Source organism: Micromonospora sp. IBHARD003, assembly GCF_056106285.1.
This window is the reverse complement of the sequence record NZ_JBWBBX010000001.1, coordinates 5,261,484-5,284,786: the sequence shown is the minus strand read 5'-3', so window position 1 is coordinate 5,284,786 and position 23,303 is coordinate 5,261,484. Positions and strand designations below refer to the sequence as shown.

The 23,303-nt window shown below is 71.5% G+C and carries 22 protein-coding genes; 16 read left to right on the top strand and 6 right to left on the bottom strand.

Annotated features, from left to right (window positions below; all coding sequences use genetic code 11):
* The first annotated feature begins 19 nt into the window (after nt 1-19).
* The 3 genes from ACTWOL_RS23545 (at nt 20) to ACTWOL_RS23535 (ending at nt 1,356) form a co-directional block, all read left to right on the top strand.
* Complete coding sequence (locus ACTWOL_RS23545; RefSeq protein WP_474298741.1) at nt 20-226, top strand: acyl-CoA carboxylase epsilon subunit; 207 nt, start codon at nt 20-22, stop codon at nt 224-226.
* 326 nt (nt 227-552) lie between these two features.
* Nucleotides 553-681 (top strand): morphogenic membrane protein MmpB, encoded by a 129-nt coding sequence (gene mmpB / locus ACTWOL_RS23540; protein WP_474298740.1) that lies wholly within the window; start codon nt 553-555, stop codon nt 679-681.
* A gap of 66 nt (nt 682-747) precedes the next feature.
* Complete coding sequence (locus tag ACTWOL_RS23535; RefSeq protein WP_474298739.1) at nt 748-1,356, top strand: Maf family protein; 609 nt, start codon at nt 748-750, stop codon at nt 1,354-1,356.
* Nucleotides 1,357-1,439: 83 nt separating this feature from the next.
* Here ACTWOL_RS23535 and ACTWOL_RS23530 read toward each other — a convergent pair whose 3' ends face one another.
* Nucleotides 1,440-1,910, bottom strand: coding sequence for a hypothetical protein (locus ACTWOL_RS23530; protein WP_474298738.1), 471 nt, complete (start codon nt 1,908-1,910; stop codon nt 1,440-1,442).
* Between the two features lie 476 nt (nt 1,911-2,386).
* Between ACTWOL_RS23530 and ACTWOL_RS23525 the strand changes: the two genes are divergently transcribed.
* Both ACTWOL_RS23525 and ACTWOL_RS23520 read left to right on the top strand, forming a co-directional pair.
* Nucleotides 2,387-4,147: an acetyl/propionyl/methylcrotonyl-CoA carboxylase subunit alpha gene (locus ACTWOL_RS23525; protein WP_474298737.1), complete on the top strand. Its 1,761-nt coding sequence runs from the start codon at nt 2,387-2,389 to the stop codon at nt 4,145-4,147.
* 76 nt (nt 4,148-4,223) lie between these two features.
* Nucleotides 4,224-4,787 carry a TetR/AcrR family transcriptional regulator gene (locus ACTWOL_RS23520; protein WP_474298736.1) on the top strand — a complete coding sequence of 188 codons (564 nt, stop codon included), beginning with the start codon at nt 4,224-4,226 and terminating at the stop codon, nt 4,785-4,787.
* Between the two features lie 644 nt (nt 4,788-5,431).
* Here the strand turns inward: ACTWOL_RS23520 and ACTWOL_RS23515 are convergent.
* The gene (locus ACTWOL_RS23515; RefSeq protein WP_474298735.1) at nt 5,432-6,358 is read right to left on the bottom strand and encodes a DeoR/GlpR family DNA-binding transcription regulator; all 927 of its coding nucleotides are present in this window, start codon (nt 6,356-6,358) and stop codon (nt 5,432-5,434) included.
* Nucleotides 6,359-6,502: 144 nt separating this feature from the next.
* Entirely contained in the window at nt 6,503-7,942 is a 1,440-nt protein-coding gene (locus ACTWOL_RS23510) for an NAD(P)H-quinone dehydrogenase (RefSeq protein WP_474298734.1), read from the bottom strand.
* A 330-nt stretch (nt 7,943-8,272) separates the two neighbouring features.
* Between ACTWOL_RS23510 and ACTWOL_RS23505 the strand changes: the two genes are divergently transcribed.
* The 4 genes from ACTWOL_RS23505 (at nt 8,273) to ACTWOL_RS23490 (ending at nt 13,412) form a co-directional block, all read left to right on the top strand.
* Entirely contained in the window at nt 8,273-8,710 is a 438-nt protein-coding gene (locus tag ACTWOL_RS23505; RefSeq protein ID WP_474298733.1) for a gamma-glutamylcyclotransferase family protein, read from the top strand.
* A gap of 345 nt (nt 8,711-9,055) precedes the next feature.
* Entirely contained in the window at nt 9,056-9,865 is an 810-nt protein-coding gene (locus ACTWOL_RS23500; RefSeq protein WP_474298732.1) for a purine-nucleoside phosphorylase, read from the top strand.
* 546 nt (nt 9,866-10,411) lie between these two features.
* Nucleotides 10,412-12,076 (top strand): phospho-sugar mutase, encoded by a 1,665-nt coding sequence (locus tag ACTWOL_RS23495; protein ID WP_474298731.1) that lies wholly within the window; start codon nt 10,412-10,414, stop codon nt 12,074-12,076.
* A gap of 139 nt (nt 12,077-12,215) precedes the next feature.
* Nucleotides 12,216-13,412: a mannosyltransferase family protein gene (locus ACTWOL_RS23490; protein ID WP_474298730.1), complete on the top strand. Its 1,197-nt coding sequence runs from the start codon at nt 12,216-12,218 to the stop codon at nt 13,410-13,412.
* A gap of 18 nt (nt 13,413-13,430) precedes the next feature.
* On the opposite strand, the gene ACTWOL_RS23485 is transcribed toward ACTWOL_RS23490, so the two are convergent.
* Nucleotides 13,431-14,081, bottom strand: coding sequence for a PH domain-containing protein (locus tag ACTWOL_RS23485; RefSeq protein WP_474298729.1), 651 nt, complete (start codon nt 14,079-14,081; stop codon nt 13,431-13,433).
* Nucleotides 14,082-14,201: 120 nt separating this feature from the next.
* Here ACTWOL_RS23485 and deoC point away from each other — a divergent pair, with 120 nt between their 5' ends.
* Genes deoC through ACTWOL_RS23470 form a run of 3 tightly spaced genes read left to right on the top strand, consistent with a single transcriptional unit; the run spans nt 14,202 to nt 17,508 of the window.
* Nucleotides 14,202-15,149 (top strand): deoxyribose-phosphate aldolase, encoded by a 948-nt coding sequence (gene deoC, locus ACTWOL_RS23480; protein WP_474298728.1) that lies wholly within the window; start codon nt 14,202-14,204, stop codon nt 15,147-15,149.
* A 5-nt stretch (nt 15,150-15,154) separates the two neighbouring features.
* Nucleotides 15,155-16,615: an aldehyde dehydrogenase family protein gene (locus ACTWOL_RS23475; RefSeq protein ID WP_474298727.1), complete on the top strand. Its 1,461-nt coding sequence runs from the start codon at nt 15,155-15,157 to the stop codon at nt 16,613-16,615.
* Nucleotides 16,612-17,508: an aldehyde dehydrogenase family protein gene (locus ACTWOL_RS23470; protein WP_474298726.1), complete on the top strand. Its 897-nt coding sequence runs from the start codon at nt 16,612-16,614 to the stop codon at nt 17,506-17,508. Before ACTWOL_RS23475 ends, ACTWOL_RS23470 begins: the two co-directional genes overlap by 4 nt.
* A gap of 389 nt (nt 17,509-17,897) precedes the next feature.
* On the opposite strand, the gene ACTWOL_RS23465 is transcribed toward ACTWOL_RS23470, so the two are convergent.
* On the bottom strand, nt 17,898-18,239 hold the full coding sequence (locus tag ACTWOL_RS23465; protein ID WP_474298725.1) for a hypothetical protein: 342 nt from the start codon (nt 18,237-18,239) through the stop codon (nt 17,898-17,900).
* Between the two features lie 120 nt (nt 18,240-18,359).
* Between ACTWOL_RS23465 and ACTWOL_RS23460 the strand changes: the two genes are divergently transcribed.
* A complete protein-coding gene (locus ACTWOL_RS23460) occupies nt 18,360-18,995 on the top strand; it encodes a uridine kinase family protein (protein WP_474298724.1) in 636 nt (211 codons plus the stop codon).
* 324 nt (nt 18,996-19,319) lie between these two features.
* Here ACTWOL_RS23460 and ACTWOL_RS23455 read toward each other — a convergent pair whose 3' ends face one another.
* Nucleotides 19,320-19,958, bottom strand: coding sequence for a SigE family RNA polymerase sigma factor (locus ACTWOL_RS23455; RefSeq protein ID WP_474298723.1), 639 nt, complete (start codon nt 19,956-19,958; stop codon nt 19,320-19,322).
* A 329-nt stretch (nt 19,959-20,287) separates the two neighbouring features.
* Here ACTWOL_RS23455 and afsQ1 point away from each other — a divergent pair, with 329 nt between their 5' ends.
* The 3 genes from afsQ1 to ACTWOL_RS23440 all read left to right on the top strand — a co-directional run bounded on the left by afsQ1 (nt 20,288) and on the right by ACTWOL_RS23440 (nt 23,284).
* Nucleotides 20,288-20,965 (top strand): two-component system response regulator AfsQ1, encoded by a 678-nt coding sequence (afsQ1, locus tag ACTWOL_RS23450; RefSeq protein ID WP_175257369.1) that lies wholly within the window; start codon nt 20,288-20,290, stop codon nt 20,963-20,965.
* A 103-nt stretch (nt 20,966-21,068) separates the two neighbouring features.
* Nucleotides 21,069-22,652 carry an ATP-binding protein gene (locus ACTWOL_RS23445; protein ID WP_474298722.1) on the top strand — a complete coding sequence of 528 codons (1,584 nt, stop codon included), beginning with the start codon at nt 21,069-21,071 and terminating at the stop codon, nt 22,650-22,652.
* Complete coding sequence (locus tag ACTWOL_RS23440; protein ID WP_474298721.1) at nt 22,649-23,284, top strand: hypothetical protein; 636 nt, start codon at nt 22,649-22,651, stop codon at nt 23,282-23,284. The genes ACTWOL_RS23445 and ACTWOL_RS23440 overlap by 4 nt, the downstream gene beginning before the upstream one ends.
* Nucleotides 23,285-23,303 lie beyond the last annotated feature (19 nt).

Genomic DNA, 23,303 nt, shown 5'->3' with positions numbered 1-23,303 from the left:
CCGGTCGGAAGGAGCCACTGTGATCAAGGTCGTACGGGGCAACCCGACCCCGGAGGAGCTGGCCGCCGCACTCGCGGTGGTCCAGGCGCGCGCCGCGGCGACGGCATCGGCCGCGCCCGGCGCGCCGAGGGTGCCCGAGGAATGGTCGGACCCCGCCAGAATCGCCCGGACCCGGGCGATGCGGCCGGGCCCGCGAGCCTGGACGCGCACGTTCTGGCCGAGCTGACGCCGCCCCTGTCGTGGCCTGAGGCCCTCCCCCCGGATCTGCCGCCGGGGGCGAGGGCTTCGCTGCCGTCCGGCGGCGGACAGGAGTTAGGGGGCTTCTGACGGATCTCCGCGGCGTCGCGACGCCCGGCACTCACTCTCGACGCACCGGCCGAAAGCCCAAGTACGTCCAGTACGAGGGCTTCCAACCGGCACCCCGAGAGCACGCACCGGACGCCGCTCCTTCCTCCACGGAGATCCATCAGAAACCCCCTAGTCCTTCGGCACAGGTGCGCCTGAGTACGCGTACTCAGGCGCACCCGGCGTCCGCGCAGCACGATCGGAAGCATGCTGTGGTCAGACCCGGAGAACGAACCGCCCCAGGAGTTGCGCGACATGGAGGCGATGCTGCGCCGGGCGGGCATCCTGCTGGCCCTGGTGATGATCATCGGGATGATCGCCGTGGGCCTGCGCTGAGCAGCCGAGCCGCTGTTCCTCCCCTTCCCCGGACCACGTCACACCCGGCCGCCTACGATGGCCGGCATGACCGTTCAGTCGCGCCGCCGTCTCGTCCTCGCCTCAGCGTCCCCCGCCCGTCTCGGGCTGCTCCGCGACGCCGGCCTCAGCCCCGAGGTCATCGTCAGCGGGGTCGACGAGGACGCCCTGGCCGCGCCGAGCCCCGCCGAGCTGGCGCTGGTGCTCGCCGAGGCGAAGGCCGCCGCCGTGGCGGACCGGGACGAGGCCGCCGGGGCCCTGGTCATCGGCTGCGACTCGGTGCTCGACCTCGACGGCGAGCCGCTGGGCAAGCCCGCCGACGCCGAGGAAGCCACCGCACGCTGGAAGGCCATGCGCGGCCGCGCCGGCGTCCTGCGGACGGGACACTGCGTCATCGACACCGCCAGCGGGCTGCGCGCCTCCGCGACGGCGTCCACCACGGTGAACTTCGGCGACCCGACGGACGGCGAGATCGCCGCGTACGTGGCGAGCGGCGAACCGCTGCGGGTCGCCGGTGCGTTCACCCTGGACGGCCGCTCGTCACCGTTCGTGGACTCCATCGAGGGCGACCACGGCAATGTCATCGGCCTGTCGCTGCCGCTGCTGCGGCGACTGCTCGGAGAGCTCGGGATCCGGATCACGGATCTCTGGGTCTGACCACCGCGGCCGACCACCCCGCGCGCGGCAACACCACACGGTCGGTCCCGTCAAGCGGTCGGTCGCGTCGGGCGGGCGTCGCGTCAGGCGGGCGTCGCGCCGCCCTGAGGGGCTGCGGTGCCTTCCGGCCCGCCGGCCTCGGGATCCGCTTCGGTGGCCCGCGCGCCCGGCCCGTACGCCACCAGCGTCAGCACGATCAGCCCCAGCACCACCATCATGAACGCGAAGGCGTCCCAGCCGACCAGCCCCACCGTCAGCGCGCCGAACACACCGTGGAAGACCGCACAGACGAGCAGCAGGACACGCCCGAAGCGGCCCGGCGCACGGTCGCGGGCACCGGCGAGCAGCAGCACCACGCCGCAGCCGGCCAGATAGAAGCCGAAGACGCCGCCCATCGCCCAGGTGCCGGTGGCCATGGCGCCGGGATCCATGCCGTCGAGGGACATGTTCTGCTTCTCCACGAAGGTGGCCATGATGCCGTTGAGCGCCACGATCCCCACGGCTTCCAGGAAGAGCACGAGAGCGGCCACGAAGGCCACCAGTCTGCGCGCCACGGCGCCCACCCCACAGTTCCGAGCGTCTGTTACCACCAGTACGAATGACACGGCGAACGCTACTAACGGGTAAACCCACGGACAAGGCCCCGGACACGGGCAAAGAATCATTCGCCCATTCGTAGGGACTCCACAAAGAATCAAGTCACCCGCCTTAATCCTTGGTCAGAGACCTAGACCACACGGGAGGGCTACGCTGCACGGCAGGAACCAGGCGTACCGTGGTGCGACAAGGGGTTTCACGGTATGGGTATGTCCCGGATCACCCTCCGTGTGGGCAAGCTCACGAGTGGGAACGGGTCGAAAGCCCGTGTCGGTAGTCCCTAAACTCAGCGTGTTTGAGCGAAGTCTTCGGCGCGGTGACCCGCCGAGTCCTCCGAGTCGGGACGAACCGGCCCGGGGACCGGCCCGCGGCGTAGGAGCCGCAGACCGGGGGTGGCATCCCCCCGGCACAACACAGCAAGGAGGGAGCCATCGTGCGCAAGGTGCTCATCGCCAACCGGGGCGAGATCGCTGTCCGCGTTGCCCGTGCATGCCGGGACGCCGGGATCGCGAGCGTAGCCGTCTACGCCGATCCGGACCGTGACGCACTGCACGTCCGCGCGGCCGACGAGGCGTTCGCCCTGGGCGGTGACACCCCGGCGGCCAGCTATCTGGACATGGGCAAGGTCCTCCAGGCCGCCGCCGATTCGGGCGCCGACGCGATCCACCCGGGGTACGGATTCCTCTCCGAGAACGCCGACTTTGCCCAGGCGGTCATCGACGCGGGCCTGACCTGGATCGGCCCGCCGCCCTCCGCGATCCGCGACCTGGGCGACAAGGTGGCCGCCCGTCACATCGCCCAGCGCGCCGGTGCCCCGCTCGTCGCCGGAACGCCCGACCCGGTCTCGGGGGCCGACGAGGTCGTCGCGTTCGCCGAGGAGCACGGGCTGCCGATCGCCATCAAGGCCGCCTTCGGCGGTGGCGGACGCGGTCTGAAGGTCGCCCGCACGCTGGAGGAAGTGCCCGAGCTGTACGAGTCCGCGGTCCGCGAGGCCGTGGCCGCGTTCGGACGCGGTGAGTGCTTCGTCGAGCGCTACCTGGACAAGCCGCGCCACGTCGAGACACAGTGCCTGGCCGACCAGCACGGCAACGTGGTGGTCGTTTCCACCCGTGACTGCTCGCTCCAGCGCCGCCACCAGAAGCTCGTCGAGGAGGCCCCCGCGCCGTTCCTGACGGACGAGCAGAACGCGGAGCTCTACCGGGCGTCCAAGGCCATCCTGAAGGAGGCCGGCTACGTCGGCGCCGGCACCGTCGAGTTCCTCGTCGGAACGGACGGCACGATCTCCTTCCTCGAGGTGAACACCCGCCTCCAGGTGGAGCACCCGGTCACCGAAGAGGTCACCGGCATCGACCTGGTCCGTGAGATGTTCCGCGTCGCCGACGGCGAGAAGCTCGGCTACGACGACCCGCCGCTGCGCGGCCACTCCTTCGAGTTCCGTATCAACGGCGAGGACCCGGGCCGGGGCTTCCTGCCCGCGCCCGGCACCGTGACCTCCTTCGTGCCGCCGACCGGCCCCGGTGTCCGGCTGGACACGGGCGTCGAGTCCGGCTCGGTCATCGGCCCCGCCTGGGACTCGCTGCTGGCCAAGCTGATCGTCACGGGCGCTACCCGCCGGCAGGCTCTGGAGCGCGCCGCGCGCGCACTGGCGGAGTTCCAGGTGGAGGGCATGGCAACGGCCATCCCGTTCCACCGCGCCGTCGTGTCCGACCCGGCGTTCGCCCCGGCCTCGGGACCGTTCAAGGTCCACACCCGGTGGATCGAGACCGAGTTCGTCAACGAGATCAAGCCCTTCGCCGCCCCCGCCGAGGTCGAGGCGGAGGACGAGCCGGGCCGGGAGACGGTCGTCGTCGAGGTCGGCGGCAAGCGTCTCGAGGTCTCGCTGCCGTCGTCCCTGGGCATGACGCTCGCGCGTACCGCCGCGGCGGGCGGCGCCAAGCCGAAGCGCCGTGTGGCCAAGAAGTCCGGCCCGGCGGCCTCAGGCGACACCCTCGCCTCCCCGATGCAGGGCACCATCGTCAAGGTCGCCGTGGAGGAGGGTCAGCAGGTCAACGAGGGTGACCTCGTCGTCGTCCTCGAGGCGATGAAGATGGAGCAGCCGCTCAACGCCCACCGTTCCGGCACCATCAAGGGCCTCTCCGCCGAAGTCGGCGCGTCGCTCACCTCCGGTGCGGTGATCTGCGAGATCAAGGACTGACGGGACCGACGTCCCCTGTGTGGGCCCATCGGGTACGCCCGGTGGGCCCACACGCGCGTACGGCATGCTGGGTGCCATGACCATGAGCACGGAGGCCGGCACGGCCCGGCCCATGCGAGCCGACGCGCGCCGCAACTACGAACGGCTGCTCGTCGAGGCGCGTGCCGCGTTCGCGGAGCACGGCACGGACGCGTCGCTGGAGGACATCGCACGGCGCGCGGGCGTGGGGATCGGAACGCTCTACCGGCACTTCCCGAACCGGCACGCCCTGATGAACGCGGTCTTCCAGGAAGCGCTGGCGTCCCTGTTGGAGCGGTCGCGTCAGCTGGCGTCCGCGGAGGAGCCCTGTGGGGCGCTGGTCGAATGGCTGCGCGCGATCATCACTCATACGGGTGAGTACAGGGGTGTGGCGCGGGCCCTCATGTCGGCGTCGTTGTCGCAGTGCAGCGAGCAGCTGAGGGAGGCGGGCGCGTGTCTGCTGGCCCGGGCGCAGGAAGCGGGGGTGGTGCGCGGCGATGTGTCGATCGGCGATCTGATGCAGCTGACGAACGCGATCGCGCTGGCCGCGGAGCAGGCCCCCGAGGACCCGGGCCTCCCGGACCGCCTCCTGCGGTTGACGCTGCGCGGCCTGAAGGCGTAGGGCGTCGCGGCGTCCGGGGGTGCCTTGGCGGTGCCCGGGTTGGCGCCCTGGGTGTCCGTCCTCAAACGCCGGACGGGCTGGGTATGTGCCCTCTGCCGTGGGCGCGGCCGGTGTGTCCGTCCTCAAGTGCCGGACGGGCTTGAAGGTGTGGCCGGTGCGTTGGGGCGGGGGTGGTGGGTGGTGGGTGGTGGGTGGTGGGGTGGGGCCCTCCGGGCTCGTCCCCTTCGGGAGCGGCGGCGTCGCCGTAATCCGCATCGAGGCGGGTGGTATGCCACCACTCCCTACGGGGCCGACCCTGCACGGCCCCACCCCGGGCCGCCTGCCGACCGCGGGAAGGGGGGACGCGGAGGGATCGTGTCCGGGACACTCAAGCTCCCCCAGACTCCGTCCGGGGGGACCCCCATTGTGGCGCGCCCCAACGCAAGGGACGCCTTCACGGTATGGCTAGGGGGCGCGACGTAAATCATGCCGTCCAAGGCGCGAGGCCCGCAGCGGCACCCAACGTCCAGCACACGCCCCGGGCACGCCCCGCACCCCAAGCCCGTCCGCCGCCTGAGGACGGACACACCGGCCGCCAACCCGGTCCCGGCCAAGCCCAACAACCGCACCGGCCCCGCGCAGCCCACCGCACCGCCAGCGCAGCGTCAGCGTCGGCGGAGGTCCGCCACCCTCGCCCGGTCCGGCGCCTCCGCGAGCGCCGCCGCAGCCGCGGCCCGCAGACCCGGTCCCGTGTGGGTGCGGCGCTGCCCCGGCAAGGGGACCTCATGGCGAGGGCGGCCACTCTCACCACCTCCGCCGGCCACCGCGATCTGGACACCCTGGTCCGCGAGGGCCTGCAGCTCCGTTGCGGCCCGGTCGTCGTGGGACGGCGGCTCGTCCGTCACCAGACGTGTGATGACGTCCGTCGGCACGGTCTGGAACATCGTGTCCGTGCCCAGCTTGGTGTGGTCCGCGAGAACCACCACCTCCGCCGCCGCCTGCACCAGCGCCCGGTCGACACTGGCCGACAGCATGTTGGACGTGGACAGACCACGCTCGGCGGTGAGACCGCTTCCCGAGAGGAAGGCCCGCGAGACCCGCAGCCCCTGCAGGGACTGCTCCGCCCCGCTGCCGACGAGCGCATAGTTCGAACCACGCAGGGTGCCACCGGTCATGACGACTTCGACACGGTTGGCGTGCGCGAGCGCCTGCGCGACGAGCAGCGAGTTGGTCACCACGGTCAGCCCCGGGACCCGCGCGAGCCGGCGTGCCAGCTCCTGCGTGGTGGTCCCGGCGCCGACCACGATGGCCTCGCCTTCTTCGACCAGAGCCGCGGCGGCGTCGGCGATGGCCGTCTTCTCCGCGGTCGCGAGATGGGATTTCTGCGGGAAGCCGGATTCTCGCGTGAATCCACCCGGCAGCACCGCACCGCCATGACGGCGGTCGAGGAGTCCTTCGGCCTCGAGCGCCCGCACGTCGCGGCGTACGGTCACTTCGGAGGTCTGGACTACGCGGGCGAGCTCACGGAGCGACACGGCTCCGTTGGCGCGCACCATTTCGAGGATCAATTGACGACGTTCTGCAGCGAACACGAAACTGACAGTAACCTGACCGGCCGATCCCTTTCAGCGCTTTGCGCCGAATCGGCGAAAGTTCGGACAAGCCGGATCGAATTGTGGTATGGCAGCGTCGCGCCGACTCCGGGGTACGTCCCGCTTGGCCCGCGAATGCCCCCGTTACGCCTCGCCCGCCGTCTTCCGTGTGTGCAACTGGCGGGCCACCTCCGCGATCGAGCCCGAAAGCGAGGGGTACACGGTGAAAGCGTTTGCGATCTGTTCCACCGTCAGATTGTTGTCGACCGCGATCGAGATGGGATGGATCAGTTCCGAAGCACGCGGTGACACGACCACTCCGCCCACGATGATGCCGGTGCCGGGGCGGCAGAAGATCTTGACGAATCCGTCCCGGATGCCCTGCATCTTCGCGCGCGGGTTGCGCAGCAGCGGCAGCTTGACCACGCGGGCGTCGATGACCCCGCCGTCCACGTCCGCCTGGGTGTAGCCCACGGTCGCGATCTCGGGGTCGGTGAAGACGTTCGACGAGACCGTCTTGAGGTTGAGCGGGGCGACCGCGTCGCCGAGGAAGTGGTACATCGCGATCCGGCCCTGCATCGCGGCGACGGAGGCCAGCGCGAAGACACCGGTGACGTCACCCGCCGCGTACACGCCGGGAGCGGAGGTGCGGGAGACCTTGTCGGTCCAGATGTGGCCGGACTCGGTGAGGCGGACACCGGCCTCCTCCAGGCCCATCCCGGCGGAGTTGGGGATGGCACCGACGGCCATGAGGCAGTGCGTGCCGGAGATGACCCGGCCGTCCGACAGGGTGACCTCGACCCGGTCGCCGACGCGCTTGGCGGACTGGGCGCGGGAGCGGGCCATGACGTTCATGCCGCGGCGCCGGAAGACGTCCTCGAGGACGGCGGCGGCGTCCGGGTCCTCGCCCGGGAGCACCCGGTCGCGGGACGAGACGAGGGTGACGCGGGAGCCCAGGGCCTGGTAGGCGCCGGCGAACTCGGCGCCCGTGACACCGGAGCCCACCACGATCAGCTCCGCGGGGAGCTCGTCCAGGTCGTACACCTGGGTCCAGTTCAGGATCCGCTCGCCGTCGGGCTGCGCGTCGGGGATCTCGCGCGGATGACCGCCGGTCGCGATCAGCACGGCGTCGGCCGTGAGGGTCTCCTCGGTGCCGTCGGCCGCCCTGACGATCACCTGGCGGGAGCCGTCCATGGCCTGCCGGCCGTTCAGCCGGCCGCGACCGCGCATCACCCGGGCGCCCGCCCTGGTGACCGAGGCGGTGATGTCGTGGGACTGGGCGAGGGCGAGCCGCTTCACCCGTCGGTTGACCTTGCCGAGGTCGACCCCCACGATCCGGGCGGCCTGCTCGATGTGCGGGGTGTCGTCGGCCACGATGATGCCGAGCTCCTCGTGGGAGGAGTCGAAGTTCGTCATCACCTCGGCGGTGGCGATCAGGGTCTTCGAGGGTACGCAGTCGGTGAGTACGGAGGCTCCGCCGAGGCCGTCGCAGTCGACGACGGTCACCTCCGCGCCGAGCTGGGCCGCCACCAGGGCCGCCTCGTATCCGCCGGGTCCGCCACCGATGATCACGATCCGGGTCACTGGGGTTACGCCTCGCGCTCTCGCTCTGCCGGGTGGTCCGTCGAACCCATTGTCCCGCACGCCTCAAAGTGCTTCGCGCCGGGTCCTGATGCGGGCCGTCCGGGAACGCGCCGGGGTGCGCTGCCGGGCTCCCGCACCCGTCCGGGCGGCGCCCGGACGTGGTCGCCGGCCCCCGCACAAGGCCCGGCGCACCAGGCCCGCCACACCGTGTGCGCGGCACGCGGCACGCACCTTCGGGCGCCGGGGCGGCCACCGCGCACCGGGGCTCCCGTCCTCGTACCGGGCCTCGGGACAGGCGGTCGGCGCTCCCCCTCCCGTACCCTCGATCCCATGTCGCTCTACGCCGCGTACGCCGGCAACCTCGACGCGCGGCTGATGACCCGCCGCGCCCCGCACTCCCCGCTGCGCGGCACGGGCTGGCTCAACGGCTGGCGGCTGACGTTCGGCGGCGAGCAGATGGGCTGGGAAGGAGCGCTGGCCACCATCGTGGAGGCGCCGCGCTCCCAGGTCTTCGTCGCGCTGTACGACATCGCCCCGCTGGACGAGGACTCCATGGACCGCTGGGAGGGAGTCGGGCTCGACATATACCGGCGGATGCGCGTGCGGGTGCACACGCTGGACGGCGAGGAGCCGACCTGGGTCTACGTCCTGAACGGATACGAGGGCGGGCTGCCCTCCGCCCGCTATCTGGGCGAGATCGCCGACGCCGCCGAGTCGGCGGGAGCGCCGCACGACTATGTGATGGAGCTCCGCAAGCGCCCCTGCTAGGGGGCTTCTGACGGATCTCCGTGGAGGAAGGAGCAGCGTCCGGTGCGTGCTCTCTCGGCATTCCGGCTGGAAGCCCTCGTACTGGACGTACCTGGGCTTTCGGCCGGAACCGCGAGAGTGAGGGCCAGGCGTCACCACGCCGCGGAGATCCGCCAGAAGCCCCCTGGGGTCCTGTCCGGGCGGCAGGATCTGGCGCTGTGACGCGCCGGGGGTTCTCCGGCGCGTTCCCCCGCGTGGACGCACGCACCGCCGGCGGGGCTGTTGTGGAATACAACGAGAATTGGGCCGAAGACTAGTGAGCATCGTCATCTACGCGCGTAGGGATTCACGGGCTAGGCTTTCCCCGTGAACGTTTCTGTTACCCCGGACCCCTATGCCGCCGCCTCCGAGGCCGCTGCACGCCTGCGCGAGCTCACGGGCGCCGAGACCCACGACGTCGCCCTGGTGATGGGCTCCGGCTGGGCGCCGGCCGTCGACGCCCTGGGTGCTCCCGAGGCCGAGTTCCCGGTCACCGAGCTGCCCGGCTTCCCCCCGCCCGTCGTCGAGGGACACGGCGGCAAGATCCGCTCGTACAAGATCGGCGACAAGCGCGCGCTGGTCTTCCTGGGCCGCACCCACTACTACGAAGGTCGTGGCGTCGCCTCGGTCGCGCACGGTGTGCGCACCGCCGTGGCCGCCGGCTGCAAGACCGTCGTCCTGACCAACGGCTGCGGCGGTCTGCGTGAGGGCATGCGCCCCGGTCAGCCCGTGCTGATCAGCGACCACATCAACCTGACGGCCGCGTCGCCGATCGTCGGCGCGAACTTCGTCGACCTGACCGACCTGTACTCGCCGCGGCTGCGGTCGCTGTGCAAGGAGATCGACGCGTCGCTGGAAGAGGGCGTGTACGTCCAGTTCCCCGGCCCGCACTACGAGACCCCGGCCGAGATCAACATGGTCCGCGTGATGGGCGGCGACCTGGTCGGCATGTCCACGGTCCTCGAGGCGATCGCGGCGCGTGAGGCGGGGGCGGAGGTGCTCGGCATCTCCCTGGTGACCAACCTCGCGGCGGGTCTGTCGGGCGAGCCCCTCAACCACGAGGAGGTCCTCCAGGCGGGACGCGACTCGGCCGCCCGCATGGGCGAGCTGCTGACCAAGGTCCTGGCCCGCATCTAGGCTGCGCCGCGGTACGGGGTGGGCCGGTTCAGGCTTGCCCCTTACCGGGTGGGCCCCGGTGTGTCCGTCCTCAAACTCCCCCAGACTTCGTCCGGGGGACCCCCAGGACGGGCTTGATTGCGCACCGGTGCGTTGTGCCACCACTCCCTACTGGGCCGACCTTGCACGGCCCCACCCCGGGCCGCCTGCCGTCCGCGGGAAGAGGGGACGCGGAGGGATCGTGTCCGGGACACTAAAGCTCCCCCAGACTCCGTCCGGGGGGACCCCCATTGTGGCGCGCAACCCGAGCGGTGCCGCAACGGCAGGGGTAGGGCACGACGTAAATCATGCCGTCCAGGACGCGAGGCCCGCAGCGGCCCCCAACCCGCACCCCACGCACCGGGCAAGCCCGCCCAACCAAGCCCGTCCGGCGCTTGAGGACGGACACCCCGGCCGCGCCCACGCCAGGGGGCAAGCCCGACAACCACCGCCCAGCGCAGCGTCACCGCCCCCGAACGGGTAGGCGTAGCCATACCGCACACAACGACGTCAGAGAGGCACATCACCGTGGCGCAGGACCTGATCGCGAGGGCCCGGGCTTGGCTGGCCGAGGACCCGGATGCCGAGACACGGGACGAGCTGACCAGGCTTGTCGAGGCCCGGGACACGGCGGAGCTCGAGGCCCGGTTCGCCGGGACGCTGCAGTTCGGGACGGCCGGGCTGCGCGGGGAGCTCGGTGCCGGTCCGATGCGGATGAACCGGTCCGTGGTCATCCGTGCGGCGGCCGGGCTCGCGGCGTATCTGAAGGCCCAGGGCCACACCGGCGGCCTCGTCGTCATCGGCTACGACGCCCGCTACAAGTCCGCGGAGTTCGCCCGTGACACCGCCGCCGTCATGACCGGCGCCGGACTGCGCGCCGCCCTGCTGCCCCGGCCGCTGCCGACCCCCGTGCTCGCGTTCGCGATCCGGCACCTGGGTGCCGTCGCCGGTGTCGAGGTGACCGCCAGCCACAACCCGCCGCGTGACAACGGCTACAAGGTCTACCTGGGGGACGGCTCGCAGATCGTGCCGCCCGCCGACGGTGAGATCGCCGCGCAGATCGACGCGGTGGGCGGCCTGGCCGACGTCCCGAGGCCCGAGGAGGGCTGGGAGACGCTCGGGGACGAGGTCCTGGACGCGTATCTGGCGCGTACGGACGCGGTGCTGAGCGCGGACTCCCCGCGGACCGCCCGCGTGGTCTACACGGCCATGCACGGCGTCGGCAAGGACGTGGTGCTGGCGGCCTGGGAGCGGGCCGGCTTCCCCGCGCCGGTGCTCGTCGACGAGCAGGCCGAGCCCGACCCGGCGTTCCCGACGGTCGCGTTCCCCAACCCGGAGGAGCCGGGCGCGATGGACCTGGCGTTCGTGAAGGCCCGCGAGGCCAAGCCGGACGTCGTCATCGCCAATGACCCGGACGCCGACCGCTGCGCCGTGGCCGTGCCCGACGACGGTGCGGACGGCGGCTGGCGGATGCTGCGCGGGGACGAGGTCGGCGCCCTGCTCGCCGCGCACCTGGTCCACAAGGGCGTGTCCGCCCGGGACGGGAACAGCACGTTCGCGGAGTCGATCGTGTCGTCCTCACTGCTCGGCAGGATCGCGGCGGCCGCCGGGCTCGGCTACGAGGAAACCCTGACCGGCTTCAAGTGGATCGCTCGTGTCGAGGGGCTGCGGTACGGCTACGAGGAGGCGCTCGGCTACTGCGTCGACCCCGAGGGCGTCCGCGACAAGGACGGCATCACCGCCGCGCTGCTGGTGGCCGAGCTGGTGTCGGAGCTCAAGGCACACGACCGTACGCTCGCGGACCTGCTGGACGACCTCGCCGTCGAGCACGGACTGCACGCCACCGACCAGCTGTCGGTGCGGGTCGGGGACCTGAGCGTCATCGCCGACGCGATGCGCCGGCTGCGGGAGCGGCCGCCGGTCCTGCTGGCCGGGCTGCAGGTGGTCTCGGCGGAGGACCTGACGAAGGGCACCGCACAGCTCCCGCCGACGGACGGTCTGCGGTACCACCTCGAGGGCGAGTTCAGGGCCCGGGTCATCGTCCGCCCGAGCGGGACCGAGCCCAAGCTGAAGTGCTACCTGGAGGTCGTGGTCCCGGTCGCCGGTGCCAGCGAGCTCGCGACGGCGCGGAGCCGCGCCGCCGAGGTCCTCGCGGCGGTCAAGAGGGATCTGGCGGCGGCCGCCGGTATCTGAGGCCCGTGCACGGGCACGGGCGCTGTCTTCCTGCGGGTGAATCCCGTACGGCAGTTGACGCAGCTCCCCGTGCCCGTCCCCGGCCGCGCGGGCGAAGGTGAACTCCGGTAGCGCCCGTCGAGCCACCGGAGCAGCCGCAGTGCCCCCCACCGCAACACACCACCTCACCGTGCCCGCCTCCCGTCGGCCTCCGGCCCCGGGGGGCGGCGGCGTACCGGGCGCGAAGCAGCGGTTGCTCACGGCTCTGCGGCGGGTCACGCCCGCGCTGCTCGGCTATCTGGCGGTCCGGCTGTGCGGGCTGCTGGTGCTCGCCCGCTGGACGCACACCCAGGGCGGCGATCTGTGGCCTGCGCTCGCCACCACCTGGGACTCGCGCTGGTATCTGGGGATCGCCGACCACGGGTACCAGCGGGAGCTCGGGACCGCCCTGGACTCCAACAACCTGGCGTTCTTCCCGCTCTTCCCGATGCTGGTGAAGGCCGTGGCCGCCGTGACGCCCGGCACCCGCGCCTGTGTCGCGCTGGCGATCGCGGTGGCCTCGTCGCTGGTCGCCGCGTGGGGGGTCTTCGCGGTCGGCGACCTGCTGCACGGCCGGCGCACCGGAACCGTGCTCGCCGTGCTGTGGGGCGCCTCGCCGGTCGGGATCGTGCAGTGGATGGGCTACACCGAGTCGCTGTTCACGGCGTTCACGGCGTGGGCCCTGTACGCGGCGCTCAGCAGCCGGTGGCTGTGGGCGGGCTCCCTCACCGCACTGGCCGGGCTGACCCGGCCGACGGGAATCGCCGTGGCCGTGGCCGTCGGCCTCGCCGGGGCGGTGGCGTGTGTGCGCACACGGAGCCGAAGGGCCGCCGCCGGAGCGCTGCTGGCGCCACTGGGCTGGGCCGGTTACGTCGCCTGGGTGGGGCTGCGGATCGGCCGCTGGGACGGGTACTTCGCCGTGCAGAAGCTGTGGCACAACGAATGGGACGGCGGCCGGGAGACGCTGCGGCGGATGCGCGGGCATCTGGCCTACGACGCGATGCCCACGCTGTACCTGGTCCTGGTGTCGTTCGTGCTGCTGCTGTCCGTCGGGCTGTTCCTGCTCTGCCTGGCGGACCGCCAGCCGCTGCTGCTGCTGGTGTTCTCGGGGGTACTGCTGACCGTCGTCCTCGGCAGCGGCGGTGTCTACTTCCCGCGGGCACGTTTCCTCATGCCCGCGTTCCCGCTGCTGCTGCCGATCGCGCTGGCGGTGGCGCGGGCGCGGCGTGCCGTCGTCGTGCTGGTGATGGGCGGGGCGCTGCTCTCGTCGGCGTGGTTCGGGGCGTACATGCTGCTGGTGTGGTCGGGGCCGCCGTGACGCCGGCGGGGCGGTGGCTCAGCCGATGGCCAGCAGTACCACCAGCAGCACCGCGCCCGCGGCCGCGGGGCCGATGATCTCGTACGCCCAGCGCGCCTGGGGCTCGCCCTGCGCGCCGGGGCGGGAGGCGCCGCGCTCGGCCATCTCGCTCAGATCCGCGACGGTCCGGTCGGCGGGGGCCAGCCGGGACATGGCGTCGGTGACGTCGGCCGTCACGGAGGTGCGTCCGTGCGGGTCGTCCTGCGCTGCCACCGCCTGCTTGCGGGCGGCGCGCTTGCGCTGGCGCAGCGACACCGGCACGGCCCAGAGCTGGTACTTGGTCCCCTGCCGGGTGAAGACCTCGCTCGAGTAGCCGGACCTGACGTCGGCGACGGCCGCCCACGGGAGCGTGATCGTCCGGAACGGGTTCCTGATCCGGAGGCGGTCGTCGCCGGCGTACACCACGGGACGCAGGGTGAACGCGATGATCAGCGGCACCACGAACAGCAGCCCGGCGAGGGCCAGCCAGGGAACGCGCCCCTCGCCGCGCACCAGCGCGTCGACGCCGATCCAGCCGACGACGGCGAGCATCGGTACGCCGACGGCCATCGCAGTGGTCGACCGGTACGAACGGTCTGCGTACGTCGGCTCGGCGGGCTGCTGCTCGGGGCCCGGACTGGGGGTCGTCATGCCCCGATTCTGCCTCACGCGCCCCGGGGGCCGAGATCGGCGTACAGGATCGCGTCCCGGCTCCGATCGGGCTCGGGACTGTACAGTCGCTACGCGCGTAGATATGCTCCCCTGGTGACCATGCCCACCATTGCACCCGCATTCGCTGACGTGATCTCGTCCGACAGCGCACTGCGCCGCTTCCTGCACGGGCTGCCCGGTGTCGACGCCGTCGGCCTGGAAGCGCGCGCCGCGTCTCTCGGCACCCGCTCCATCAAGACGACGGCCAAGGCGTACGCCATCGACCTGGCCATCTCGATGATCGACCTGACGACGCTGGAAGGCGCGGACACCCCGGGCAAGGTCCGGGCGCTCGCCGCCAAGGCCGTCCACCCCGATCCGACCGACCGTACGACCCCGAAGACGGCCGCCGTCTGCGTCTATCCCGACATGGTGGCCACCGCCAAGGCGGCCATCGGCGGCGCCGACGTCAAGGTCGCATCCGTCGCCACCGCCTTCCCCGCGGGCCGTGCGGCCCTGGACGTGAAGCTCGCGGACACCCGTGACGCGGTCGCCGCCGGGGCCGACGAGATCGACATGGTGATCGACCGCGGCGCCTTCCTCTCGGGCAGGTACATGAAGGTCCTCGAGGAGATCCTCGCCGTCAAGGAGGCCTCCGGTGCCGCGCGCCTGAAGGTCATCTTCGAGACCGGCGAGCTCTCCACGTACGACAACATCCGCCGTGCCTCCTGGCTCGGCATGATGGCCGGGGCCGACTTCATCAAGACGTCCACCGGAAAGGTCGCCGTCAACGCCACCCCGGCGAACACCCTGCTCATGCTCGAGGCCGTGCGTGACTTCCGGGCGCAGACCGGGGTACAGGTGGGTGTGAAGCCCGCCGGCGGCATTCGCACCAGCAAGGACGCAATCAAGTTCCTGGTGCTGGTCAACGAGACCGCCGGTGCGGACTGGCTGGACAACCACTGGTTCCGCTTCGGCGCCTCCAGCCTGCTGAACGATCTGCTGATGCAGCGCCAGAAGCTGGCGACCGGCCGTTACTCCGGCCCCGACTACGTGACGGTGGACTGAGCGAGATGACCATGTCCTTTGAATACGCACCGGCTCCCGAGTCGCGGTCGATCGTCGACATCGCGCCCTCGTACGGCCTGTTCATCGACGGCGAGTTCACCGATGCCGCCGACGGCAAGGTCTTCAAGACGGTCTCCCCGTCCACCGAGGAGGTCCTCTCCGAGGTCGCCCAGGCGGGCACCGAGGACGTCGACCGTGCGGTGAAGGCCGCCCGCAAGGCGTTCGAGAAGTGGTCGGCGCTGCCGGGCTCGGAGCGCGCCAAGTACCTCTTCCGCATCGCGCGGATCATCCAGGAGCGCTCGCGCGAGCTCGCCGTCCTGGAGACCCTCGACAACGGAAAGCCGATCAGGGAGACCCGCGACGCGGACCTGCCCCTGGTCGCGGCGCACTTCTTCTACTACGCGGGCTGGGCCGACAAGCTCGACCACGCGGGCTACGGCCCGAATCCGCGGCCGCTCGGTGTCGCGGGCCAGGTCATCCCGTGGAACTTCCCGCTGCTGATGCTGGCCTGGAAGATCGCCCCGGCGCTCGCCACCGGCAACACGGTGGTGCTGAAGCCCGCCGAGACGACCCCCCTCTCCGCGCTGTTCTTCGCGGACATCTGCCGCCAGGCCGGACTGCCGAAGGGTGTCGTCAACATCCTTCCCGGCTACGGTGACGCGGGCGAGGCGCTCGTCGGGCACCCGGGCGTCGACAAGGTCGCGTTCACCGGCTCCACCTCGGTCGGCAAGGCCATCGCCCGCTCGGTGGCCGGCACGGACAAGAAGGTCACCCTGGAGCTCGGCGGCAAGGGCGCCAACATCGTCTTCGACGACGCCCCCATCGACCAGGCCGTCGAGGGCATCGTCGGCGGCATCTTCTTCAACCAGGGCCAGGTCTGCTGCGCGGGCTCGCGGCTGCTGGTCCAGGAGTCGGTCCAGGACGAACTGCTGGAGTCGCTCAAGCGCCGGCTGTCCACGCTGCGCCTCGGTGACCCGCTGGACAAGAACACCGACATCGGCGCGATCAACTCCGCCGAGCAGCTCGCCCGGATCACCGCGCTCGCGGCGACCGGCGAGGCGGAGGGCGCCGAGCGCTGGACCGCCCCGTGCGAACTGCCCTCGTCCGGCTACTGGTTCGCCCCGACGCTCTTCACGAACGTCACCCAGGCGCACACCATCGCCCGTGACGAGATCTTCGGCCCGGTGCTGTCCGTGCTGACCTTCCGCACCCCGGACGAGGCCGTCGCCAAGGCCAACAACAGCCAGTACGGCCTGTCGGCCGGCATCTGGACGGAGAAGGGCTCCCGCATCCTCGCGGTGGCGAACAAGCTCCGCGCCGGTGTGGTCTGGGCCAACACCTTCAACAAGTTCGACCCGACCTCGCCGTTCGGCGGCTACAAGGAGTCGGGCTTCGGCCGTGAGGGCGGCCGTCACGGTCTGGAGGCCTACCTCGCCCCGTCGACCCCGAAGGGGGAGCGCACATGAGCTCTGTTGATGTTTCGCGCCTGAGTGTCTTCAAGACCTACAAGCTGTTCGTCGGGGGCAAGTTCCCCCGCAGCGAGAGCGGACGGGTGTACGAGGTGACCGACTCGAAGGGCAACTGGCTGGCCAACGCGCCCCTGTCGTCCCGTAAGGACGCCCGTGACGCGGTCGTCGCGGCGCGCAAGGCGTTCGGTGCCTGGTCGGGTGCCACCGCGTACAACCGCGGCCAGATCCTCTACCGCATCGCCGAGATGCTGGAGGGCCGCCGGGACCAGTTCGTGCGCGAGGTGGCCGACGCCGAGGGCCTGTCGAAGTCCAAGGCGGGCGCGGCGGTGGACGCGGCGATCGACCGCTGGGTCTGGTACGCGGGCTGGACCGACAAGATCGGCCAGATCGTGGGCGGGGCGAACCCGGTCGCGGGTCCGTTCTTCAATCTGTCCACGCCCGAGCCGACCGGTGTGGTCACGGTGCTGGCCCCCCAGGAGTCGTCGTTCCTGGGCCTGGTGTCGGTGATCGCCCCGGCGATCGCGACCGGCAACACGGCCGTGGTGATCGCCGCCGAGAAGGCACCGCTGCCCGCGCTGTCCCTCGGCGAGGTGCTGGCCACCTCCGACCTGCCCGGCGGCGTGGTCAACGTCCTCTCCGGCCGTACGTCCGAGCTCGCCGCCCCGCTCGCCGCCCACCAGGACGTCAACGCGATCGATCTGACCGGCGCGGACGAGCGGTTGGCGAAGGAGCTGGAGGTCGCCGCGGCCGACAACCTCAAGCGGGTGCTCCGGCCGGGCGCCGAGGACTGGTCGGCCGACCCGGGTACGCGACGGATGACCGCGTTCCTGGAGACGAAGACGGTGTGGCACCCCACGGGCTCGCTGGGCGCGTCGGGCTCCTCGTACTAGGGTCTTTCGTTTGGATCAAGCCGGGTCAGTGAGCGGGGCCAGGGCATGCGAGCCCGGCAAGATCCGTACGAAGGCCCCTGACCCGACCCGCGGAGCCGGAGAGCCGCGCCCCCTCGTCCTGAGGGGGCGCGGCTCTCGCACGCCTGGTGCAGCGCGGCAGAGGCTGCCAACTCCCCCGTCGCCGGATCCCGTCCGGCCGGCCGCACCTGCGCAGGCGGCCGGCCCTAGGGGGCTTCTGACGGATCTCCGCGGCGTCGCGACGCCCGGCACGCACTCTCGCCGCACCGGCCGAAAGTCCAAGTACGTCCCGTACGAGGGCTTCCAGCCGGCACTCCGAGAGCACGCACCGAACGCCGCTCCTTCCTCCACGGAGACCCATCAGAAACCCCCTAGCGCGGCGTGAGACCGCCCAGCAGCGGACCCGCGACCGGGAGGTCCGACACCTTGTCCAGCGAGCCGGTGGCCCTGCGGGTGTCGACGGTCTTGAAGTCGGCGACCTGGGTGGCGACGCCGTTGTTCAGCGGATCGACGGGCGTGTTCGCGAGCGGGTTGAGCGGGATGTGCTCGACGGGGTTGCCCACGTCCCCGGTCGTCCCGGTCAGAGTCCCTACGGCTGCGGCCGGTTCGACGTCGCCCAGCTGCGCCGCCTCGGCCGTGCCGGCGCCGCCGAGCGCCGCGCCCAGTGCGGTGACGGTGAGGCCGGCGGCCCTGAGCATTGTGAGTCGTGCCATGAGAATCCTGCCTGCTGGAGTGACGGAACGACCACACAGCGTAGTTCTTTTGTGATGCTCGATACCAACTCGACCCCGGGGGGATCCCCCACGGGAGTCAATGCCTCACACTGGTGTTCCGTGAGTTCCCAACCTCTTCCCACGCGTGTCGTGCTGCTCGCCGGCCCCTCCGGCTCCGGAAAGTCCTCCCTCGCCGCGCGTTCCGGTCTTCCGGCGCTGCGGCTCGACGACTTCTACAAGGAAGGGGACGACCCCACGCTGCCGCTGGTCATGGGCAGCACGGACATCGACTGGGACTCCCCGGCGTCCTGGGACGCGGACGCGGCGGTACGCGCGATCGAGGAGCTGTGCCGCACCGGGCGGACGACGGTTCCCGTCTACGACATCGCCACCAGCTCCCGGACCGGCTGGGAGACGCTCGCCATCGAGCGCACACCGCTGTTCGTCGCGGAGGGCGTCTTCGCCGCGGACATCGTGCGCCACTGCCAGGAACTCGGTCTGCTCGCCGACGCGCTGTGTCTGCGCGGACGCCCCTCGACCACCTTCCGCCGCCGACTGCTGCGCGATCTGCGCGAGGGCCGCAAGTCCGTCCCCTTCCTGGTGCGGCGTGGCTGGCGTCTGATGCGCGCGGAGCGGAACATCGTCGCCCGCCAGTGCGCTCTCGGCGCACACCCCTGCGGCAGGGAAGAGGCACTCGGCCGGCTGGCCGCCGCGGCGGCGGGGCGCTGCCGCAGGCCGGCGCCGGAAGCGGCGTAACGAGAACGAAGACGACGAAGACGACGACGAAGGCCAAGACAGGGAAAGAGAAGTCGCAGACGGACACGGAGACGCCGCAGTCGAACGGGCGGAGCGGCACCGGCACTTGTGCCGGCACATCCGAACACGAAGGACCGGCAGGGACATATGCGTCCCGGCCGGTCCCGTGCCTCTCCCCCGCTGGACCGAGGGGATCCCCCGTGATCCCCTCGGCTCCCCCGTGCTTCCCCCGTGTCCCCGTTGGTCCCCCGTTCCCCCGTGGGTCCCTGGTTTCCCGGTTGACCCGCGTTTCCCCCGTGGGTCCCCGTTTCCCCCGTGCTGCCTTCAGGCGACCAGCTCGCCGAAGGACTCTTCCTCGTCACGGCCGAGGCTGAGGGCCTCGTCCTCGCGCAGCCGGCGGAGCGACCGCCAGATGCTGGACTTCACCGTGCCGACACTGATGTCGAGGATGTCCGCGATCTCGGGATCGGTGCGGCCCTCGTAGTAGCGGAGCACCAGCATGGTGCGCTGCAGCTCGGGCAGCCGCGCCAGCGCCTGCCAGAGCACCGCCCGCAGCTCGGTGCCGCGCATCGCGTCCGTCTCGCCCACCGTCTCCGGGAGCTCCTCGGTCGGGTACTCGTTCAGCTTGCGGCGGCGCCACGCGCTGATGTGCAGATTGGTCATGGTCCGGCGCAGATATCCGCCGACCGCGGCCTTGTCGCTGATCCGGTCCCAGGCCCGGTACGTCGAGAACAGTGCGCTCTGCAGCAGGTCCTCGGCCTCGTACCGGTCACCGGTCAGGTGGTAGGCGGTCGCGTACAGGGAGGCGCGGCGCTCCTGGACGTACGCGGTGAACGCCGCCTCGGCGTTCCCGGCGCCCGACGGGCTCCGCTCCCCGTTGACCTCCCCGTACGCAATTCCTCCGTCGGCGCCCGCACCTTCGGCTCCGCCGTCCACGACCGTCATATAGGCCGTGGACGCCACCGAAGTCCTGTGCTGGCGCCCGGCGCCGCGAACGCACCCCCGCCCGTTCACGACGCCGGACTTCTCCGTGCTCCTCACGACGTCGTGCAGGCGCGTGACAACTGCGCTTGAGGTGGTGCTGTGCAGTGCGTTCATCTCGCGCCCCCCGTCGGTTGGAGTCTGCTTCAGGCCGTCTTCCGGCCGTGTGCGAAAAAGCTTGCCCGGGCACCTTCACGCCGGTGTCCGCCGACTGTCACAGAGCTGTCACAGGGGCCGGGTCCGCGTCACGAAGCAGGTGCCCGGCCCCCAACGGTCGAACTCGGCCACCCCCATGGGCCAGAATGACCTCCGTGCCTTTCCTGTTGCTGATCGAGGACGACGACGCCATCCGCACGGCCCTCGAACTCTCGCTGTCACGCCAGGGCCACCGTGTGGCCACCGCGGCGACGGGAGAGGACGGCCTGAAACTGCTGCGTGAGCAGCGGCCGGACCTGATCGTGCTGGATGTGATGCTGCCCGGCATCGACGGCTTCGAGGTGTGCCGGCGCATCAGGCGCACCGACCAGCTGCCGATCATCCTGCTGACCGCCCGCAGCGACGACATCGACGTCGTGGTCGGGCTGGAGTCCGGCGCCGACGACTACGTGGTCAAGCCGGTGCAGGGCCGGGTGCTGGACGCCCGGATCCGCGCCGTGCTGCGGCGCGGGGAGCGCGAGTCCACGGACTCGGCGACGTTCGGCTCACTGGTGATCGACCGCTCCGCGATGACCGTCACCAAGAACGGCGAGGATCTGCAGCTGACGCCCACGGAGCTGCGGCTGCTGCTCGAGCTGAGCCGCCGGCCGGGCCAGGCGCTGTCGCGCCAGCAGTTGCTGCGTCTCGTCTGGGAGCACGACTACCTGGGCGACTCGCGTCTGGTGGACGCGTGTGTGCAGCGTCTGCGGGCGAAGGTGGAGGACGTGCCGTCCTCGCCGACACTGATCCGCACCGTCCGGGGCGTCGGCTACCGGCTGGACGTCCCCCAGTGACCGACGTACGGGACGCATACGCGGCCACCTCTCGCCACCGGGCGCCGGCTCCGGCTCCCGCCGCGGCTCCGGCTCCGGCTCCGGCAAAGAGCGGGACGGCCCGGTGACGCAAGCCGAGAAGAAGGGTGCCGCGAAGAGAGCCGTGCTCGCGGGACTCCGCTGGACCAGCCTGCGCCTGCGGCTCGTCGTCGTCTTCGGCCTGGTCGCGCTGACGGCCGCCGTATCGGCGTCCGGGATCGCCTACTGGCTCAACCGCGAGGCCGTCCTGACCCGCACCCAGGACGCGGCTCTCGGCGACTTCCGGCAGGAGATGCAGAACCGGGTCGCATCCCTGCCCGTCCGGCCGACGCAGAACGAGCTGCAGACCACCGCCGAGCAGATGGCGTCCGGCAACGCCGGGTACAGCGTGGTGCTGCTCGGTGAGCGGGAGGCGGGCAAGCCGATCACCGGGGCGTCCGACCCGGATGTGTTCACGCTCGACGACGTGCCGCAGTCGCTGCGGGACGCGGTGAACGAGCAGCAGCCGGTCACGGCGGGCAACACCTACCCGTACCACCTGTACTGGCTGCGCACCCAGCGCGGCAACACCCCGTATCTGGTGGGCGGCACGCGGATCATCGGCGGCGGGCCTACGGGCTACATGTTCAAGTCGCTGGAGCAGGAGCGGGCGGATCTGAACTCGCTCGCCTGGTCCCTGGGCATCGCCACGGCGCTCGCGCTGGTCGGCTCGGCGCTGATCGCGCAGGCGGCGGCGACGACGGTGCTCCGGCCGGTACGGCGTCTGGGCGAGGCTGCCCGGCAGCTCGGCGAGGGCAAGCTGGACACCCGGCTGCATGTCTCCGGCACGGACGAACTGGCCGAGTTGTCGAGGACCTTCAACCGTGCGGCGGAGTCGCTGGAGAAGAAGGTCGCGGACATGAGCGCGCGGGAGGAGTCCAGCCGCCGCTTCGTCGCCGACATGTCACACGAGCTGCGCACCCCGCTGACCGCACTGACCGCCGTGACCGAGGTCCTGGAGGACGAGGAGGAGAGCCTCGACCCCATGATCGCGCCGGCTGTGGCGCTGGTGGTGAGCGAGACGAGGCGCCTCAACGTCCTGGTGGAGAACCTGATGGAGGTGACCCGCTTTGACGCGGGTACGGCGCGCCTCGTCCTCGACAACGTCGACGTGGCCGACCAGGTCACCGCCTGCATCGACGCCCGCGCCTGGCTGGACGCGGTCGAACTCGACGCGGAGCGCGGCATCATGGCCCGTCTGGACCCGCGCCGTCTCGACGTCATCCTCGCCAACCTGATCGGCAACGCCCTCAAGCACGGCGGTTCGCCCGTACGGGTGGCGGTGCGGACCGAGACCGACGAGACGGGCATGGACGAGCTGGTCATCGAGGTACGGGATCACGGTCCCGGTATCCCGGAGGACGTGCTGCCCCATGTCTTCGACCGCTTCTACAAGGCCAGTGCCTCCCGGCCGCGTTCGGAGGGCAGCGGCCTCGGGCTGTCGATCGCGATGGAGAACGCGCTGATCCACGGGGGCGGCATCACGGCGGCCAACTCGACGGACGGCGACGGCGGTGCGGTGTTCGTGCTGCGGCTGCCGCGCGACGCCTCGGACATCGCCGAGGACGGCCGGAGCGGCAGGAGCCAGGACCAGGACGGCGACCGTGGAGAGGCGGGCGACGCGCGGTGACCGGAGGAACAGGGCGGGCACGGCGTGCCGCAGGCGCCGTGGCGGTGGCCGCCGTGCTCGCGGGCACCGTCGCCGGCTGCGGTATCAGGACCACCTCCGTGCCCGTGGACGCCGGGGCCGCGCCGTCACGGATGTCCTGCACGCCCCCGGAGAAGGAGGCGACCACGCAGACACAGCCCGGAGTGCTCACGGTGCGGGTGTTCCTGGTGTGCGCGTCCGCGCTGGGAGCCGTGGACCGGACGGTCCCGGTCCCGGAGAAGCCCGGCGAAGGCCGGGTGGCCGCCGCATCGATCCTGCTCCACGAGCTGGAGGAGGAGCCGTCGGCCGACGAGCGGGAGGCCGGGTTCACCACGAACGTCCGCGCTCCGCTGACCGTAAGTCCGGGCCGGGACGACGACCCCGAGGGCACTCTGCGGCTGAGCCGGCAGCCGGAGGACCTGCCGCCGACCGCCCTGGCGCAGATCGTGTGCACCCTCGCCGGCAGTGCGGTGGCGACCTCCGGCGGGACGGTCGTCCTGGGCGGTCCCGGGGACTACGCCCCGCGCGGCTACCGCTGTACGGATGCGGTGAAGGAGCGGCCCGAATCGGTGCTGTCGACGGCGGGTCCGGCCACCCCCGGGAGCGGTTTCTGAGCGATCCGTCACGCGGCGG

Excerpts from the sequence above, each read along its gene's own strand:
- mmpB (WP_474298740.1), top strand. The coding sequence starts at position 553 with ATGCTGTGGTCAGACCCGGAGAACGAACCGCCCCAGGAGTTGCGCGAC.
- ACTWOL_RS23535 (WP_474298739.1), top strand. The coding sequence starts at position 748 with ATGACCGTTCAGTCGCGCCGCCGTCTCGTCCTCGCCTCAGCGTCCCCC.
- ACTWOL_RS23520 (WP_474298736.1), top strand. The coding sequence starts at position 4,224 with ATGACCATGAGCACGGAGGCCGGCACGGCCCGGCCCATGCGAGCCGAC.
- ACTWOL_RS23505 (WP_474298733.1), top strand. The coding sequence starts at position 8,273 with ATGTCGCTCTACGCCGCGTACGCCGGCAACCTCGACGCGCGGCTGATG.
- ACTWOL_RS23485 (WP_474298729.1), bottom strand. The coding sequence starts at position 14,081 with ATGACGACCCCCAGTCCGGGCCCCGAGCAGCAGCCCGCCGAGCCGACG.
- deoC (WP_474298728.1), top strand. The coding sequence starts at position 14,202 with ATGCCCACCATTGCACCCGCATTCGCTGACGTGATCTCGTCCGACAGC.
- ACTWOL_RS23475 (WP_474298727.1), top strand. The coding sequence starts at position 15,155 with ATGACCATGTCCTTTGAATACGCACCGGCTCCCGAGTCGCGGTCGATC.
- ACTWOL_RS23470 (WP_474298726.1), top strand. The coding sequence starts at position 16,612 with ATGAGCTCTGTTGATGTTTCGCGCCTGAGTGTCTTCAAGACCTACAAG.
- ACTWOL_RS23465 (WP_474298725.1), bottom strand. The coding sequence starts at position 18,239 with ATGGCACGACTCACAATGCTCAGGGCCGCCGGCCTCACCGTCACCGCA.